The sequence below is a fragment of the Kribbella sp. NPDC049584 genome (genome assembly GCF_040675555.1).
In the GTDB taxonomy this organism is placed as follows: Bacteria; Actinomycetota; Actinomycetes; order Propionibacteriales; family Kribbellaceae; genus Kribbella.
This window is the reverse complement of record NZ_JBFAPF010000007.1, coordinates 35,543-49,077: the sequence shown is the minus strand read 5'-3', so window position 1 is coordinate 49,077 and position 13,535 is coordinate 35,543. Positions and strand designations below refer to the sequence as shown.

At 67.6% G+C, this 13,535-nt stretch carries 20 protein-coding genes; 8 read left to right on the top strand and 12 right to left on the bottom strand.

What is annotated here, in order from left to right; genetic code table 11:
• Positions 1 to 50 precede the first annotated feature (50 nt).
• Positions 51 to 803: a phytanoyl-CoA dioxygenase family protein gene (locus tag AB0J62_RS23600; RefSeq protein WP_363874870.1), complete on the top strand. Its 753-nt coding sequence runs from the start codon at positions 51 to 53 to the stop codon at positions 801 to 803.
• Here the strand turns inward: AB0J62_RS23600 and AB0J62_RS23595 are convergent, their stop codons facing one another.
• The 8 genes from AB0J62_RS23595 to AB0J62_RS23560 form a co-directional block, all read right to left on the bottom strand.
• Positions 804 to 1,142 (bottom strand): hypothetical protein, encoded by a 339-nt coding sequence (locus AB0J62_RS23595; RefSeq protein ID WP_363874867.1) that lies wholly within the window; start codon positions 1,140 to 1,142, stop codon positions 804 to 806. It abuts the gene before it with no gap.
• Positions 1,132 to 1,782 carry a hypothetical protein gene (locus AB0J62_RS23590; RefSeq protein ID WP_363874864.1) on the bottom strand — a complete coding sequence of 217 codons (651 nt, stop codon included), beginning with the start codon at positions 1,780 to 1,782 and terminating at the stop codon, positions 1,132 to 1,134. Before AB0J62_RS23590 ends, AB0J62_RS23595 begins: the two co-directional genes overlap by 11 nt.
• Complete coding sequence (locus tag AB0J62_RS23585) at positions 1,775 to 2,104, bottom strand: hypothetical protein (RefSeq protein ID WP_363874861.1); 330 nt, start codon at positions 2,102 to 2,104, stop codon at positions 1,775 to 1,777. Before AB0J62_RS23585 ends, AB0J62_RS23590 begins: the two co-directional genes overlap by 8 nt.
• A 34-nt stretch (positions 2,105 to 2,138) precedes the next feature.
• Complete coding sequence (locus AB0J62_RS23580; RefSeq protein WP_363874858.1) at positions 2,139 to 2,333, bottom strand: hypothetical protein; 195 nt, start codon at positions 2,331 to 2,333, stop codon at positions 2,139 to 2,141.
• Positions 2,334 to 2,416: 83 nt separating this feature from the next.
• Complete coding sequence (locus AB0J62_RS23575; RefSeq protein WP_363874855.1) at positions 2,417 to 2,752, bottom strand: YnfA family protein; 336 nt, start codon at positions 2,750 to 2,752, stop codon at positions 2,417 to 2,419.
• Positions 2,749 to 3,162, bottom strand: coding sequence for a MerR family transcriptional regulator (locus AB0J62_RS23570; RefSeq protein ID WP_363874852.1), 414 nt, complete (start codon positions 3,160 to 3,162; stop codon positions 2,749 to 2,751). The genes AB0J62_RS23575 and AB0J62_RS23570 overlap by 4 nt, the downstream gene beginning before the upstream one ends.
• Positions 3,159 to 3,458 (bottom strand): hypothetical protein, encoded by a 300-nt coding sequence (locus AB0J62_RS23565; RefSeq protein WP_363874849.1) that lies wholly within the window; start codon positions 3,456 to 3,458, stop codon positions 3,159 to 3,161. The genes AB0J62_RS23570 and AB0J62_RS23565 overlap by 4 nt, the downstream gene beginning before the upstream one ends.
• 43 nt (positions 3,459 to 3,501) lie before the next feature.
• A complete protein-coding gene (locus AB0J62_RS23560) occupies positions 3,502 to 4,176 on the bottom strand; it encodes a DUF1707 and FHA domain-containing protein (protein ID WP_363874846.1) in 675 nt (224 codons plus the stop codon).
• A gap of 85 nt (positions 4,177 to 4,261) precedes the next feature.
• On the opposite strand from AB0J62_RS23560, the gene AB0J62_RS23555 reads away from it, so the two are divergent.
• The 3 genes from AB0J62_RS23555 to AB0J62_RS23545 all read left to right on the top strand — a co-directional run bounded on the left by AB0J62_RS23555 (position 4,262) and on the right by AB0J62_RS23545 (position 6,724).
• A complete protein-coding gene (locus AB0J62_RS23555) occupies positions 4,262 to 5,338 on the top strand; it encodes an ATP-dependent DNA ligase (protein WP_363874843.1) in 1,077 nt (358 codons plus the stop codon).
• Complete coding sequence (gene uppS / locus AB0J62_RS23550; protein ID WP_363874840.1) at positions 5,338 to 6,105, top strand: polyprenyl diphosphate synthase; 768 nt, start codon at positions 5,338 to 5,340, stop codon at positions 6,103 to 6,105. Before AB0J62_RS23555 ends, uppS begins: the two co-directional genes overlap by 1 nt.
• A gap of 64 nt (positions 6,106 to 6,169) precedes the next feature.
• Entirely contained in the window at positions 6,170 to 6,724 is a 555-nt protein-coding gene (locus AB0J62_RS23545; RefSeq protein ID WP_363874837.1) for a hypothetical protein, read from the top strand.
• Here AB0J62_RS23545 and AB0J62_RS23540 read toward each other — a convergent pair.
• Entirely contained in the window at positions 6,665 to 6,841 is a 177-nt protein-coding gene (locus AB0J62_RS23540; RefSeq protein ID WP_363874834.1) for a hypothetical protein, read from the bottom strand. The two genes, AB0J62_RS23545 and AB0J62_RS23540, sit on opposite strands and share 60 nt — an antisense overlap.
• On the bottom strand, positions 6,841 to 8,742 hold the full coding sequence (locus AB0J62_RS23535; RefSeq protein ID WP_363874831.1) for an ABC transporter ATP-binding protein: 1,902 nt from the start codon (positions 8,740 to 8,742) through the stop codon (positions 6,841 to 6,843). The genes AB0J62_RS23540 and AB0J62_RS23535 overlap by 1 nt, the downstream gene beginning before the upstream one ends.
• 131 nt (positions 8,743 to 8,873) lie before the next feature.
• Here AB0J62_RS23535 and AB0J62_RS23530 point away from each other — a divergent pair, with 131 nt between their 5' ends.
• The 3 genes from AB0J62_RS23530 to AB0J62_RS23520 are packed head-to-tail and all read left to right on the top strand — an operon-like array spanning position 8,874 to position 10,098.
• Entirely contained in the window at positions 8,874 to 9,314 is a 441-nt protein-coding gene (locus tag AB0J62_RS23530; protein WP_363874828.1) for an SRPBCC domain-containing protein, read from the top strand.
• Complete coding sequence (locus AB0J62_RS23525; protein ID WP_363874825.1) at positions 9,311 to 9,643, top strand: metalloregulator ArsR/SmtB family transcription factor; 333 nt, start codon at positions 9,311 to 9,313, stop codon at positions 9,641 to 9,643. Before AB0J62_RS23530 ends, AB0J62_RS23525 begins: the two co-directional genes overlap by 4 nt.
• Before the next feature lie 11 nt (positions 9,644 to 9,654).
• Positions 9,655 to 10,098 (top strand): SRPBCC domain-containing protein, encoded by a 444-nt coding sequence (locus AB0J62_RS23520; RefSeq protein ID WP_363874821.1) that lies wholly within the window; start codon positions 9,655 to 9,657, stop codon positions 10,096 to 10,098.
• Here AB0J62_RS23520 and AB0J62_RS23515 read toward each other — a convergent pair.
• A complete protein-coding gene (locus AB0J62_RS23515) occupies positions 10,095 to 10,868 on the bottom strand; it encodes an enoyl-CoA hydratase/isomerase family protein (protein WP_363874818.1) in 774 nt (257 codons plus the stop codon). The genes AB0J62_RS23520 and AB0J62_RS23515 overlap by 4 nt on opposite strands.
• Before the next feature lie 25 nt (positions 10,869 to 10,893).
• On the bottom strand, positions 10,894 to 12,492 hold the full coding sequence (locus tag AB0J62_RS23510) for an ABC-F family ATP-binding cassette domain-containing protein (RefSeq protein WP_363874815.1): 1,599 nt from the start codon (positions 12,490 to 12,492) through the stop codon (positions 10,894 to 10,896).
• Positions 12,493 to 12,597: 105 nt separating this feature from the next.
• Between AB0J62_RS23510 and AB0J62_RS23505 the strand changes: the two genes are divergently transcribed.
• Positions 12,598 to 13,500, top strand: coding sequence for a neutral zinc metallopeptidase (locus AB0J62_RS23505; protein WP_363874812.1), 903 nt, complete (start codon positions 12,598 to 12,600; stop codon positions 13,498 to 13,500).
• Positions 13,501 to 13,535 lie beyond the last annotated feature (35 nt).

The window sequence follows — 13,535 nt, the reverse complement described above, 5'->3', positions numbered from 1 at the left end:
GAGTGCTGCGGACCTAGCGTTCCGGTAAGCCGATTTCACCGGAGGACGCCATGAACGACCTGGTCACGCCCGACCACCTGGCCCAGTTCCGCGACGAGGGGTACTTCGTGCTGGAACGGGTGCTCACCGACGAGCAGCTCGAGCTGTTGCGCGGCGGAGCGCAGTACTCGATCGACAAACTCGACGCCGCGATGGACGAGGCCGGCACCGACTCGCTCGGGATCAACCACCGGGGCAAGCGGTACTTCAGCAGCATGATCTACCAGGGCCGGCCGGAGCTGCGGCAGTTCCTGTTCAGCGACACGATGGCCGAGATCTGCCAGAAGACGTTGGGCGATGACGCGTGGCTGTTCTGGGAGCAGTACGTGATCAAGGCCGGCGATCCGGACACGGCCTTTGCCTGGCACCAGGACTCCGGCTACGTGCACGAGAACCACGAGCCGTACCTCACCTGCTGGATCGCCCTCGACGACGTGACCGAGGAGAACGGATCCGTCTACCTGCTGCCGTACTCACGGTCGGGCATCAAGTCCTACATCAAGCACATCAAGGATCCCGACCTCAACGACATGGTCTGCTACTTCGGCAGCGATCCCGGCATCCCGATGACCGCCCCCGCCGGCTCCATCGTCGTCTTCTCCAGCGTCGTCATCCACCGCAGCGGCCCCAACCAGACTGACCGCCACCGCCGCGTCTACCTGGCCCAATACTCCAAAGAAATCATCCCCTCCAAAGACGGCAAGGGCGCCCACGGCTCCTTCGACCCCTTCCTGAAAGCAGGCCAGAACATCGCCGACCGCTAATCACTCCTCGAAGAAGATCGGCTCGCCGGCTACCCCGCTGAACCCAACCAACCCGTGCGCCTTCGCGAGGTCCAGGACCTCGCCGAAGGTGTCGCGCAACCGCCCGTAGGAGAGCGTCAGCAGAACGTACTTCTCGGCGTCCTCCGGATTGTCCGCCAGGTCGAAATCGCCCGGCTCCAGCTCGTCCTTCACCTCCGGAAACCGCCGCAGCAGTTCCCCACGGAACTGCAGTACGTCCCCACTGGCCAACAGCCCGTCGGTGATCCCTTCACAAACCTTGTCGTAGATCTCTCCGAGATCCCCTGGAACCGCCTTCCAGAAGGCGAAGTCACTGCTCATTGTTCCTCCGTAGAAGCGTGTTACCGAGCGTGGTTGAGGCTGCTGTCAGGGCTGCTCGGTCGGGTGTGGCGGCGTTGCCTCTGGTGTAGGGTCTCCACCCGGGGAAGAAGGTTCCGTTCGGCCAGTCAACGGTCTGGGTCCGACCCAGTGCGGCGTGGAACTTGTCGTGGACCGCGGTCGGAAGCCCCGCCGACAGGAACGGCAGACTGCCGATTGAAATACCTGCCCGGAGAGCGCTGGGAGTCGGCAGCGTTTCCTCAACCGCGATCGCCCCGTAGACAGCCGCAGTACGGCTGCTGAGATCTCGCAGTACGTCGGTCGCCCATCCAGCCAGCTTGTACGCCGCCTTCCGGTCCTTCGCCGTCCACAACTCCTCCGGCCACCCCAACGCCCCGGCCGACGACGAGATCGCCACCGGATGCGTCTCCGACTCCGTCCCAAACAGCCGCTCCACGATCACCGTGCCCAACCCCTTGCGGCGATACCAGACCTTCTTGGCAGGCCATTCCTCCGCAACACCCGTCGGCACACACCCGAACTCCCCCGCAACATCACAAGCCCGCCCGAAGACCCACTCCTCGTCATCGGCCGACCAGACCGCGATCATCAGGTGCGGCGGCTTCGGGTAAAGGTCAGTCACCTTGGAGCTGCAATTCGGTGGATGGGTCCATCAGACAGCGCTCGGCGAGCTTGTGTACGGCGGTAAGGAGCGAACGCTCTTCGTCGCCGGTGGCGAGCTCGAGTTCGGCCTCCAGCTCCTCCAGGAATTGAGGCGCTTCTGCTGTAGTCAGGATCAGATCGCCGTACGGATCGACCCGCCGCAGCATCGGCAGCTTGCTTCGTCCGCAGATCCTGGCGAACACGTCGCGAGAATCCGGTACGACGTCCAGCTGGGTCAGCCGGCGGCGCCTCGAACTCGTGCCCGGCTGGTCGACGACATTCAGCACCACATCAACCCCCACGACGCTCCCCCCAGGGCCCTGATTCGTACGGCGATCATCGCAGGAACTCGGTGAGCCAACTCCATTCGCCCTTGGCCTTGGCGCGGAGGCGGGTGAGGCTGACCTGTAGGCATCTGTCGAGCGAGGACTCCTCCGCACGGACGAAACCATCACCCAGCGGCGGACCGGACAACACGATCGTCCACGGTCGACCGTGCTCGGCCAGGCGTTCATGGTCGATCTTGACCATCGCCGTGATCCCAGCCTCGGCCAGTCGGATCCAGAGTTGCTCGAGGTCCGTCGGTGATGTCTCCGAGGAGCTTGCGGCGTGGGTCACGAGCTGCGGGGGGCGTACATGATTACTGCTACGCCGAGGAGGCAGATTGCCGCGCCTGCCAGGTCGTAGCGGTCGGGTTTGAAGCGGTCTACCAGGACTCCCCAGGTTAGGGAGCCGGCTACGAAGATTCCGCCGTAGGCCGCGAGGATGCGGCCGAAGTTGGGGTCGGGCTGGAAGGTGGCGACGAAGCCGTAGGCGCCTAGGGCAACTATTCCGGCGGCGATCCAGACGATGCCCCGGTGTTCGCGCCATCCTTGCCAGATTAGCCAGGCCCCGCCGATCTCGGCGACCGCGGCCAGGACGAAGAGCAGGATCGAGCGTAGGACTGTCACGCCTGGCCGATCTCGGGGAACGGGAGGGGGCAGTTGGGGTCGCCGGCGCAGGTTTGGAGGTTGTTGCACCCGGCGGTTATGCCGGCGCGGAGGGTCTCGGCGATGACCGTCAGGTCGGCGATCTTGGCTTCCACGGCCGTCAGTTTCTCGCGGGCTCGGGCCTGCAGCCCGGCTCCCTCGCCGAGGGCGTGCCGGTGGCGCGCGGTGTCGAGCAGTTCGGACACCTCGGTCAGCGTGAATCCCAGCCGCTGGGCCGCCTTGATCACACGCAACGTCGTGACCGCCTCCGACGGGTACGTCCGATGCCCGCCGAGGCTCCGCGCCGGTTCGTCGAGCAGGCCGCGGCGTTCGTAGTACCGCAGTGTCTGCAGGTTCACGCCGGCCGCGGCGGCGAGCTCGCTCGATCTCACAGCAGTCCGTCGAGGACGGCGGTTTGCGTCGGCGGGACCGCGATCCGGAGGTGGAGGCCGCCGGCGGTCTCGCGCAGGGTGAACGTGAAGAACGAGCAGCACTCGGTCTCGCGGGCAGTCAGGTCCTCGACCGTCGCGCGGGATTCGGGATCGAGGATGAGCTCGAGGGTCTGTGCGTCCACGCGGTCGGAACCGCGGAGGTGTCCGGCGAACAGCTGGTCGAACTCCGCGACACGGAACGGCCGGTCGGCGGTGGGCAGGGTGCAGGCGTCGGAGGCCCAGGTCAGATCGTCCATGAGATCGACGGTAAACCTGTACCCAAGTACCGGATGCAAGCCCTCAGCCGGTCCACGTCAGCACGTACGTGACCGCGCCGAAGCCGACCCTGTCGCCGGGCCGGACCCGGACGGTCGTGGTGATGCGGAGACCGTTGACGGTGGTGCCGTTCATCGAGCCGAGATCGCGGAGCAGCCACCCTTCGTCGACGTGCCGAAGCTCAGCGTGGTGACGCGACACGGACTCGTCAGCCATCCGCAGCGTCGCGCCCGGACCACGCCCGATCCGCACAGTCGGCGAGCCAGGTGCCGGCAGCGCAAGTCCGGGAAGCGGTACCGCGACCGGCGGCCTCGCCAAGCTCAACCGCGGAAGACCGTCGAGCCACGAAGCAACCACCCCGACCGGATCAAACCGTGGAGCCGGGCGGTCAGCGGTGGATCCGGCCGCGGGACGGTGCGGGCTCGCTCCGGAGCGAGCGTTCGGGGAGTCCACCTTCAGGCGGGGTAAGTAGGCGCGAACGGCCCGAGTCCAAGCGCGGCGACGAGGTTCGGTGGGCGGGAGGTCGCGGATGGCGTCGGCGAGTTCGCCGCGGCTCTGCGCGCGCAGTACGAAATTCATCCGCCGGATGAACGTGTCATGGGACAGGCGGCCCGACCCGGCGCCGTCCCGCAGTACGGCGAGGGCGCGGTCGCGCTCCGCGTCCGACGGACGCGTCCCCTCCACCGGTACCGACGTCATACATCGCATTGTCCGTGGGAGCCAGGTTCACTGTCCACCAGCGGCGTTGCTGGTGAGTGTCGGTGGCGTGGGACAGAATGCAGGAATGCGACTGCCTGTCATGCCGCCGGTCAAACCGATGCTCGCCAAGCCGGTGAAGGAGATCCCGCGCGGCGACATGAGCTACGAGCCCAAGTGGGACGGGTTCCGGTCGATCATCTTCCGCGACGGCGACGAGGTGGAGATCGGCAGCCGGAACGAGAAGCCGATGACGCGGTACTTCCCCGAGCTCGTCGAGGCGGTGAAGGCGAATCTCCCCGAGCGCTGTGCGATCGACGGCGAGATCATCGTGATCGGCGAGTCCGGCGACCGGCTTGACTTCGAGATGCTGCAGCAGCGCATCCACCCGGCCGCGAGCCGTGTGAACATGCTGTCCGAGAAGACACCGGCGCGATTCGTCGCGTTCGATCTGCTCGCGCTCGGTGACGACGATTACATGGAGCGACCGTTCGCCGAACGTCGTACGGCGCTGATCGACGCGCTCGCCGGCGTGAAGGCGCCGATCCACGTAACCCCCGCGACCGCCGACCACGACACCGCCGCGCAGTGGTTCGAGCAGTTCGAGGGCGCGGGGCTGGACGGGCTGATCGCAAAGCCGCTCGACGGCACCTACATCCCGGACAAACGGACGATGTTCAAGATCAAGCCGGAGCGTACGGCGGACTGCGTCGTCGCGGGCTACCGCGTGCACAAGAGCGGCGAGGACCGGATCGGCTCGCTGCTCCTCGGGCTGTACAACGAGGACGGCACGCTCGCGAGCGTCGGGGTGATCGGCGCGTTCCCGCTCGAGCGGCGCAAGGAGCTGTTCCAGGAGATGCAACCGCTCGTCACGACCTTCGACGAGCACCCGTGGGCGTGGGCGAAACAGGAGGAAGGCGTCCGTACGCCGCGCAACGCCGAAGGCAGTCGCTGGCAGGCCGGCAAGGACCTGTCCTTCGTGCCCCTGCGGCCCGAGCTCGTCGTCGAGGTCCGGTACGACCACATGGAAGGCATCCGCTTCCGGCACACCGCCCAGTTCGTCCGCTGGCGCCCGGACCGCACGCCGGAGTCCTGTACGTACGAGCAGCTGGAGGAGCCGGTGAAGTTCGACCTGGCCGACGTGCTCTCGAGCGCGCAACGCTGATGATGCGCAGCCTGTACCGCCTCTACAGCGCCCGCCTCCGCCGCCAGCTCGCGGGATTGCCGAAGCCGCAGCACGTTGCGATCGTGATGGACGGCAACCGCCGCTGGGCGCGTGGCGCGGGGTACGACGACGTGCGGATCGGTCACCGCTTCGGCGCCAAACACCTCGAGCAGTTCCTGCAGTGGAGTGCGGACGCCGGCATCCGGTGCGTGACTGCCTGGGTTGCGTCGGCCGACAACCTGCGCAAGCGGGACTCGGGCGAGGTCGACTACCTGATGGAGCTGACCGAGACCGTCCTCGCGGATCACGTCCGGCGGGACCATCGCTGGCGGCTGCATATCGCGGGCCAGCTGGACTTGTTGCCTGACTCAACGACTCGGGCGCTGAAGGAGGCCGTCGAGCTCAGTCAGGATCGTGGTGACGCCGGCGACCTGACGATTGCCATCGGCTACAGCGGCAGGCTCGAGCTCGTCGACGCCGTACGGTCGATGCTCGACCAGGCCGCCGTCGAGGGGCGCACACTGGCCGATGTCGCAGACAGGCTGAGCGAGGACGAGATCGGCCGGCACCTCTACGTCCCCGGGCTCCCCGATCCGGATCTGGTCATCCGGACCAGCGGGGAGTTGCGGATGTCGGACTTCCTGTTGTGGCAGGCAACTCGCTCGGAGATCGAGTTCTGCGACCTGTACTGGCCCGCGTTCCGCGAGGTGGATCTGCTCCGCGCGCTGCGGACGTACGGACGCCGGAGACTGCAACGATCCAGTTGAATACTTTCGGACCGGTTCGGGGCACTATGGGGGTATACCGACTGGTAAGCATCGGAGGTTTGCGATGTACGACGTCGTACTGCTCGTCGAACAGGAACTGTCCGAGCCCGACGCGAAACGCGTCGTCGAACTACACAACGATATGCCGGAGCCGGTGATGTACCACGTGCTCGTGCCGTGCCACAACGCCGAGGCTGGCGTCGAGGCCTCGATCAGCGCACTCGGTACCGCGGACCTCTACGGCCCGGGGCTCGCCGGCCAGCGTGAGGACCTCGCCGAGGCGCAGAAGGCGATCGACACCGAGGCCAAGGGCTGCAGCGGACGCAGCGTCCAGCGGCTCCGCGACCTCGGGCAGCACGCCGAAGGCGGGATCTCGCACGAGCGGCCGATCGACGCCCTGATCGCGACCGTGAAGCAGGCCCAGGGACAGGAGGTCATCATCCTGACCCGCCCGCACATCGTGGCAGAGTTCTTCCACCTCGACTGGACCACCTCGGCGCGCCGGCATCTCGGCGTACCCGTCCTGCATCTGCTCGAGCACGACACGCAGAAGGCTGCGTCAGTGCGACAGCAGGGCCGCGTAGGTGACGCCGCCGGCGAGACTCGCGATCAGCAATGACAGCGTCGTCCTGACCGCACGCTCACCCGTGCGGCCGTAGTGGCGGCCGTCCTCGGAGTGGTACGCGACCTTGAAACCCGCGTACCCCGCTGCGAGAACGAGCGCCAGCTTGATCATCAGACACCTGCCGCGGTACCAGATACTGCACCGGATTCTGCGAATTGCGTGTGGTAGAGATCAGCGTACTCGCCACCTGCCGCGAGCAACTGCTCGTGCGTGCCGCGCTCGACGATGTTGCCATGGTCAACGACCAGGATCAGGTCGGCGTTCCGCACGGTCGACAACCGGTGCGCGATGACCAGCGACGTACGCCCTTCCAGTGCCGTGTCGAGCGCCCGCTGCACCGCGACCTCGGACTCGGAGTCGAGGTGTGCGGTCGCTTCGTCGAGTACGACGATCTTCGGGGCCTTCAGCAACAACCTGGCGATCGCGAGTCGTTGCCGCTCGCCACCGGATAGCCGGTGACCACGATCGCCGACGACCGTGTCGAGCCCATCCGGCAGGCCGGAGACGAGATCCCAGATCTGCGCGGCGGTCAGCGCGGCAACCATCTCGTCCTCGGTGGCGTCCGGCTTGGCGTACAGCAGATTGGCGCGGATCGTGTCGTGGAACATGTGGGCGTCCTGCGTGACGTACCCGATCGTGTCGTGCAACGACTGCAGCGTGACCTCGCGAACGTCCTTGCCGCCGACGCGGACCGCTCCCCCGCTCACGTCGTACAAACGGGCCACCAGGTTGGTGATGGTGGTCTTGCCTGCGCCGGACGGGCCGACGAGTGCGATCATCTGGCCGGGGCGGATGGCGAAGCTGATGTCTTCGAGGACCTGGGCCGAGACGCGCTTGTCCAGTACGGCGACAGCCTCGAGGCTGGCCAATGACACCTGCTCCGCGGTCGGATAAGCAAACGCCACATGCTCGAACTCGACGCTCGCCGCGTCCTCGGGCAGGTCGACGGCGTCCGGCGCGTCCTTGATCATCGGCTCGAGATCGAGCACCTCGAAGACCCGCTCGAACGAGATCAGCGCGGTCATCACGTCGACCCGAATGTTGGACAGCGCGGTCAGCGGCCCATAGAGCCGGCCGAGCAGCGCGACGAGTGCGAGCAGTGTTCCGACGGTCAGGGTCTGCCGCACGGCGAGGTTGCCGCCCACGCCGTACACCAAGGCCGTCGCCAGCGCGGCGACCAAGGTCAGCGCCGTGAAGAACACCCGCCCGAGCATCGCGATCCGGATGCCCAGGTCGCGGACGCGGCCGGCGCGTTCGCCGAAGTCCTCGGTCTCCAGGTGCGGCTTGCCGAACAGCGTGACGAGCAGCGCGCCGCCGACGCTGAACCGCTCCGTCATCGCGGTGGACATCTCGGCGTTCAGGTTCATCTGCTCGCGCGTCATGGCGGCCAGCCGACGGCCGAGGACCCGCGCCGGGATCAGGAAGATCGGCAGCATCAGGATCGCGACCACGGTCAACTGCCAGCTCAGCGCGAGCATCGCGCCGACCACCAGGATCAGGCTGATCACGTTCGAGACCACGCCGGACAGCGTGGAGGTGAAGGCCTGCTGCGCGCCGATCACGTCGTTGTTGAGTCGGGAGACCAGCGCGCCGGTCTGCGTGCGGGTGAAGAACGCGATCGGCATCCGCTGGACGTGCGAGAACACCCTCGTCCGCAGGTCGAAGATCAGCCCCTCCCCGATCCGCGCCGAGAACCAGCGCTGGATCAGACCGAGCAGCGCCTCGAAGACCGCGAGTACGGCGACCACCAGGGCCAGCGCGGTCACCAGGCGGGCGTTGCCCTTCGTGATCCCGTCGTCGACGATCTTCTTGAACAGCAGCGGCGACGCGATCACCAGCACCGCGGACACGATCACCAGCAGCAGGAACGCGGCGATGTGCCAGCGGTACGGCTTCGCGAACCGCGCGATCCGCGGCAGCGTGCCCTTCGCCAGCTTCTGCCCGGCCACCGACGCGTCCTGCCGGCGCCAGCCCATCGCGCCCATGCCGGGCCGCATCATCGGTGACGACATTCAGTCCCCTCCCTCTGGATAGATCTTCTAACACTTCCCGCCGCTCGAGACTTCCCGCAACCATTGGTTGCACATCACACGATCGTCGTCTACAGTCATGTGCAACAAAAGGTTGCGAAAGGATGAGGGCAATGGCCAGGAGCATCGAGCGGGAGATTCGGGTGGAGGCTACCCCCGAGGTGGTGTACGAGGTGGTCAGCTCGCCGGAGCACCTGTGCGCCTGGTGGCCGGACGAGGTGGACCTCGACCCGAAGCCCGGCGCCACCGGCACGGTCACCTTCCGGCAGGACAACGGCAAGATGGTCGAGCCGCTGACGGTCGTCGAGGCCGACCCGCCGCGGCGCTTCTCCTTCCGCTGGGCCTACACCGACGAGCCCGCCACCGCGGAGAACTCGGTGCTGGTCACGTTCGACCTGATCCCGGCCGACGGCGGCACGCTGCTCCGGTTCGCCGAGACCGGGTACGACGACGCCGACAAGTCCGACGACCTGCTCGCGGACCACACCAGCGGCTGGGACTACTTCATCCCGCGCATCACGCCGTACGCCGAAGGGTTGGCGAACCGGCTGTGATCGACGACGAGCTCTGGTCGGCGATCGGTGACCCCACCCGGCGACGGATGCTCGACCTGCTGCTCGCCGACGGCGGCGGTACGTCGACCAGCCTCAGCGACCAGCTGCCCGTCACGCGCCAGGCGGTTGCCAAGCACCTCGTCGTACTCGAGCGAGCCGGTCTGGTGCACTCCACACCGTCCGGACGCGAACGTCGCTACACCGTGGACGAGTCGCAGCTCGCCCGCGCGATCAACCAGCTGACCGACGTCACCGACGCCTGGGACCGGCGGCTGCAGCGCATCAGGCGGATCGCCGAGGCGATCCAGAAAACCCGAGACAACAACTGAGAGGCACAACCATGTACGACATCTTGCACCGAGTCGGAATCATCGCGTCGCCGGAGGACGTGTTCGCAGCACTGACCACGATCGACGGACTCGCCGGCTGGTGGACCGAGGACACCAAAGGCGACGTCGACGACGTCATCGAGTTCCGCTTCGCCACCGCCGGCGGGGACGGCTTCGACATGAAGGTCCTCGAAACCACACCCGGCAAGCTCGTCCGCTGGGAGGTCGTTGGCGGACCCGACGAATGGATCGGCACCCACGTCAGCTTCGAGCTCTCACAGACCGACGAGTACACGATCGTGCTCTTCAAGCAAGAGGGATGGCGCGAGCCCGTCGAGTTCATGTACCACTGCAGCACCAAGTGGGCCACGTTCCTGATGAGCCTCAAGCAGTACGTCGAGACCGGCAAGGGCGAGCCCGCGCCGAACGACGTACTCGTCAGCAACTGGCACTAGCCCTGCAGCGCGGCGAGGAGCTCCTTGAGTCGACGCTCCTGAGCTTCCCGCTCCGCCTTGAGCTGGTCGTCGTACGAGCGGTCCGCGGCACCGAGGAGCAACGCCTTGGTCTCGCGGATCGCTCCGGGCAGCGGGCCGAGCACCGCGTCGGACAGATCCTTCACGGTCGCCTCCAGCTCCTCAGCCGGTACGACGATGTTGGCCAGCCCGAGCTCCTTGGCCTCTGCCGCCTCGACCCAGCGACCGGTCGCGCAGATCTCGAGCGCCCGCGAGTAGCCGACCAGCTGGACCAGCGGCTGCGTGCCACCGAGGTCCGGGACCAGGCCGAGCGACGGCTCGCGCATGCTGAAGCGGGCGTCCGGGGTGACGACTCGCAGATCGCACGCCAGCGCGAGCTGGAACCCCGCGCCGACCGCGTGGCCCTGGAGGGCGGCGATGCTGATGATCTCCGGGCGGCGCAACCACGAGAATCCTGCCTGGAAGCCGGCGATCAGCTCGTACACCTCGGCGGTCGGCTTCGCGCCGAGGGTGAGCAAGGGCTCCTGGCCGAGGTCGTTCTCGCCCATGATGAGGCGCCGGTCGAGGCCGGCCGAGAACGACGGCCCCTCCCCCGACACCACGACAACGCGGACCTCGGGCGGCAACGACGTACCGAAGTCGGCCAGGGCACTCCACATCGCCGGGGTCTGCGCGTTGCGCACCTCCGGCCGGTCCAGCACCACGCGCGCCACCGGGCCGTCCACCGAGAACCGCAGTCCGAGATCCGTCATGCCACCGGATATTACTCCGGAGTAATCAGGCGAGCGAGACCAGGTCGGCGTAGTCGTTCGACCAGAGGTCCTCGACGCCGTCCGGGAGCAGTACGACGCGCTCCGGCTCGAGGGCCTCGACAGCGCCCTCGTCGTGGGTGACCAGGACGATCGCGCCGGTGTACGAGCGGATCGCGTTCAGCACCTCGGCCCGGGAGGCCGGGTCGAGGTTGTTGGTCGGCTCGTCGAGGAGCAGCACGTTCGCCGCCGAGACGACCAGGGTCGCGAGGGCGAGCCGGGTCTTCTCGCCGCCGGACAGCACGCTGGCCGGCTTGTCCGAGTCGTCGCCGGTGAACAGGAACGAGCCGAGCACGCTGCGGGCCTGCGTCTCGTTCAGGTCCGGGGCGGCGGACTTCATGTTCTCCAGCACGGTCCGGTTGACGTCGAGGGTCTCGTGCTCCTGGGCGTAGTACCCGAGCTTGAGGCCGTGTCCGTCGATGATCTCGCCGGTGTCGGCCTTCTCGATCCCGCCGAGGATCCGCAGCAGGGTGGTCTTACCGGCGCCGTTCAGCCCGAGGACGACGACACGCGAGCCCTTGTCGATCGCGAGGTCGACGTCGGTGAAGATCTCCAGCGAGCCGTACGACTTCGACAGCTCGCGCGCCATCAGCGGCGTCTTCCCGCACGGGGCCGGGGTCGGGAACGCGATCTTCGCGACCCGGTCCGCCTGGCGCTCGTCCTCCAGCGAGGACATCATCCGCTCGGCGCGGCGCAGCATCTGCTGGGCGGCGGCCGCCTTGGTCGCCTTCGCCCGCATCTTGTTCGCCTGGTCGACCAGCTGGGTGGCCTTCTTCTCCGTGTTCGCGCGCTCGCGCTTGCGGCGGCGCTCGTCGGTCTCGCGCTGGGTCAGGTACGCCTTCCAGCCGACGTTGTAGACGTCGATCTCGGCCCGGTTCGCGTCCAGGTGGAAGACGCGGTTGACGGTCTCCTCGAGCAGGTTCACGTCGTGGCTGATCATGATCACGGCACCGGCGTACGACTTGAGGAAGTCGCGCAGCCAGATGATCGAGTCGGCGTCCAGGTGGTTGGTCGGCTCGTCCAGGAGCAGCGTCTCGGCCTGCGCGAACAGGATCCGGGCCAGCTCGACGCGGCGGCGCTGACCACCGGACAGGGTCGCCAACGGCTGGCCGAGGACGCGGTCCGGCAGGCCGAGGTTGGCCGCGATCCGGGCCGCCTCGGACTCCGCGGCGTACCCGCCGGCGGCGTGCAGGTCGGCCTCGGCGCGCTCGTACCGGCGCATGCCCTTGGCGCGGGTCTTCTCGTCGGCGCTGGCCATCGACTTCTCCGCGCTGCGCAGGCGGCGTACGACGTCGTCCAGCCCGCGCGCGGCCAGGATCCGGTCCCGGGCCAGTACTTCGAGGTCGCCCGTCCGCGGGTCCTGCGGCAGGTAGCCGATCTCGCCCGACCTGGTCACCGAACCGCTCGCCGGCAGGCCTTCGCCGGCCAGGATCTTGGTCAGGGTCGTCTTGCCGGCGCCGTTGCGGCCGACCAGCCCGACCTTGTCGCCGGGGCCGACCCGGAACGAAGCAGGCGCCAGCAACTGCCGGGCACCGACGCGAACCTCGAGATTGGAGACAGTGATCATCGGGGTTCGCAGGCGTCCTTACGCTGGGCTACGGGCTGACGAGGCGGGCCACGGCGGTGTCGCGGCACGCCGAAATCCCCCGCTCTCAGGTCTAGTGTATGTGGCGTGAAATTCAATCCGGATGCGGATCTCGACACCAGTGGCGTCGAGGACACCCGCGGCAGTGGCGGCGGACGCGGTGGCGGCCTGCCCGGCGGGGTGATCCCGGTCGGCGGCGGCATCGGCGGCATCATCCTGCTGGTCGTGATCCTGTTGCTGACCGGCGGCCTGCCAGGCGGAGGTGGCAGCGACCAACCCGCCGCGCAGAACACGGCACCCGGCAACCTGAGCTCCTGCAAGAAGGGCACCGACCTGCAGTCGAACTCGAACTGCCGGTTCGTCTTCTACCAGAACTCGATCGAGAGCTTCTGGGCCGCGGAACTGCCTCGGCGCGGAAAGAAGTACACCCGCGCGCCGATGCGGGTCTTCGACGGCTCGGTGAACACCGGCTGCGGCCCGGCGACCAGCGCCGTCGGCCCGTTCTACTGCCCGCCTGACATGCGGGTGTACCTGGACCTCGGGTTCTTCGAGACGCTGCAGACGGACCTCGGCGCGCGTGGCGGCGAGTTCGCCGAGGCGTACGTGATCGCGCACGAGTACGGGCACCACATCCAGAACCTGTACGGCATCCTCGACCGGATCAAGACCCGCAACGGCCCGACCTCGGACTCGGTCCGCTCCGAACTCCAGGCCGACTGCCTGGCCGGCATCTGGACCAACCACGCCACCACGGTCCCGAACAAGAGCGGCCAGCCGCTCATCACCGAACTCTCCGACGACGACATCGCCCGCGGCCTCGACGCCGCCGCCTCCGTCGGCGACGACCGCATCCAGCAGAAGACCCAGGGCCAGGTGACCCCGGAGTCCTTCAGCCACGGCACCGCCGCCCAGCGCATGAAGTGGTTCCAGAAGGGCATGGACTCCGGCGACATGACCGCCTGCGACACCTGGTCCGCCAACCCCCTCTGACCGGCCAAGCAGAACCGCCCCGCAGTCAGTGCTGC

Bases quoted from the DNA above. Each gene is read 5' to 3' on its own strand.
- AB0J62_RS23545 (WP_363874837.1), top strand. From the start codon at position 6,170: ATGTACGACGTCGTACTGCTCGTCGAACAGGAACTGTCCGAGCCCGAC.
- AB0J62_RS23540 (WP_363874834.1), bottom strand. From the start codon at position 6,841: ATGATCAAGCTGGCGCTCGTTCTCGCAGCGGGGTACGCGGGTTTCAAG.
- AB0J62_RS23520 (WP_363874821.1), top strand. From the start codon at position 9,655: ATGTACGACATCTTGCACCGAGTCGGAATCATCGCGTCGCCGGAGGAC.
- AB0J62_RS23510 (WP_363874815.1), bottom strand. From the start codon at position 12,492: ATGATCACTGTCTCCAATCTCGAGGTTCGCGTCGGTGCCCGGCAGTTG.
- uppS (WP_363874840.1), top strand. From the start codon at position 5,338: ATGATGCGCAGCCTGTACCGCCTCTACAGCGCCCGCCTCCGCCGCCAG.
- AB0J62_RS23515 (WP_363874818.1), bottom strand. From the start codon at position 10,868: ATGACGGATCTCGGACTGCGGTTCTCGGTGGACGGCCCGGTGGCGCGC.
- AB0J62_RS23595 (WP_363874867.1), bottom strand. From the start codon at position 1,142: ATGAGCAGTGACTTCGCCTTCTGGAAGGCGGTTCCAGGGGATCTCGGA.
- AB0J62_RS23535 (WP_363874831.1), bottom strand. From the start codon at position 8,742: ATGTCGTCACCGATGATGCGGCCCGGCATGGGCGCGATGGGCTGGCGC.
- AB0J62_RS23565 (WP_363874849.1), bottom strand. From the start codon at position 3,458: ATGGACGATCTGACCTGGGCCTCCGACGCCTGCACCCTGCCCACCGCC.
- AB0J62_RS23580 (WP_363874858.1), bottom strand. From the start codon at position 2,333: ATGGTCAAGATCGACCATGAACGCCTGGCCGAGCACGGTCGACCGTGG.
- AB0J62_RS23600 (WP_363874870.1), top strand. From the start codon at position 51: ATGAACGACCTGGTCACGCCCGACCACCTGGCCCAGTTCCGCGACGAG.
- AB0J62_RS23555 (WP_363874843.1), top strand. From the start codon at position 4,262: ATGCGACTGCCTGTCATGCCGCCGGTCAAACCGATGCTCGCCAAGCCG.
- AB0J62_RS23560 (WP_363874846.1), bottom strand. From the start codon at position 4,176: ATGACGTCGGTACCGGTGGAGGGGACGCGTCCGTCGGACGCGGAGCGC.
- AB0J62_RS23530 (WP_363874828.1), top strand. From the start codon at position 8,874: ATGGCCAGGAGCATCGAGCGGGAGATTCGGGTGGAGGCTACCCCCGAG.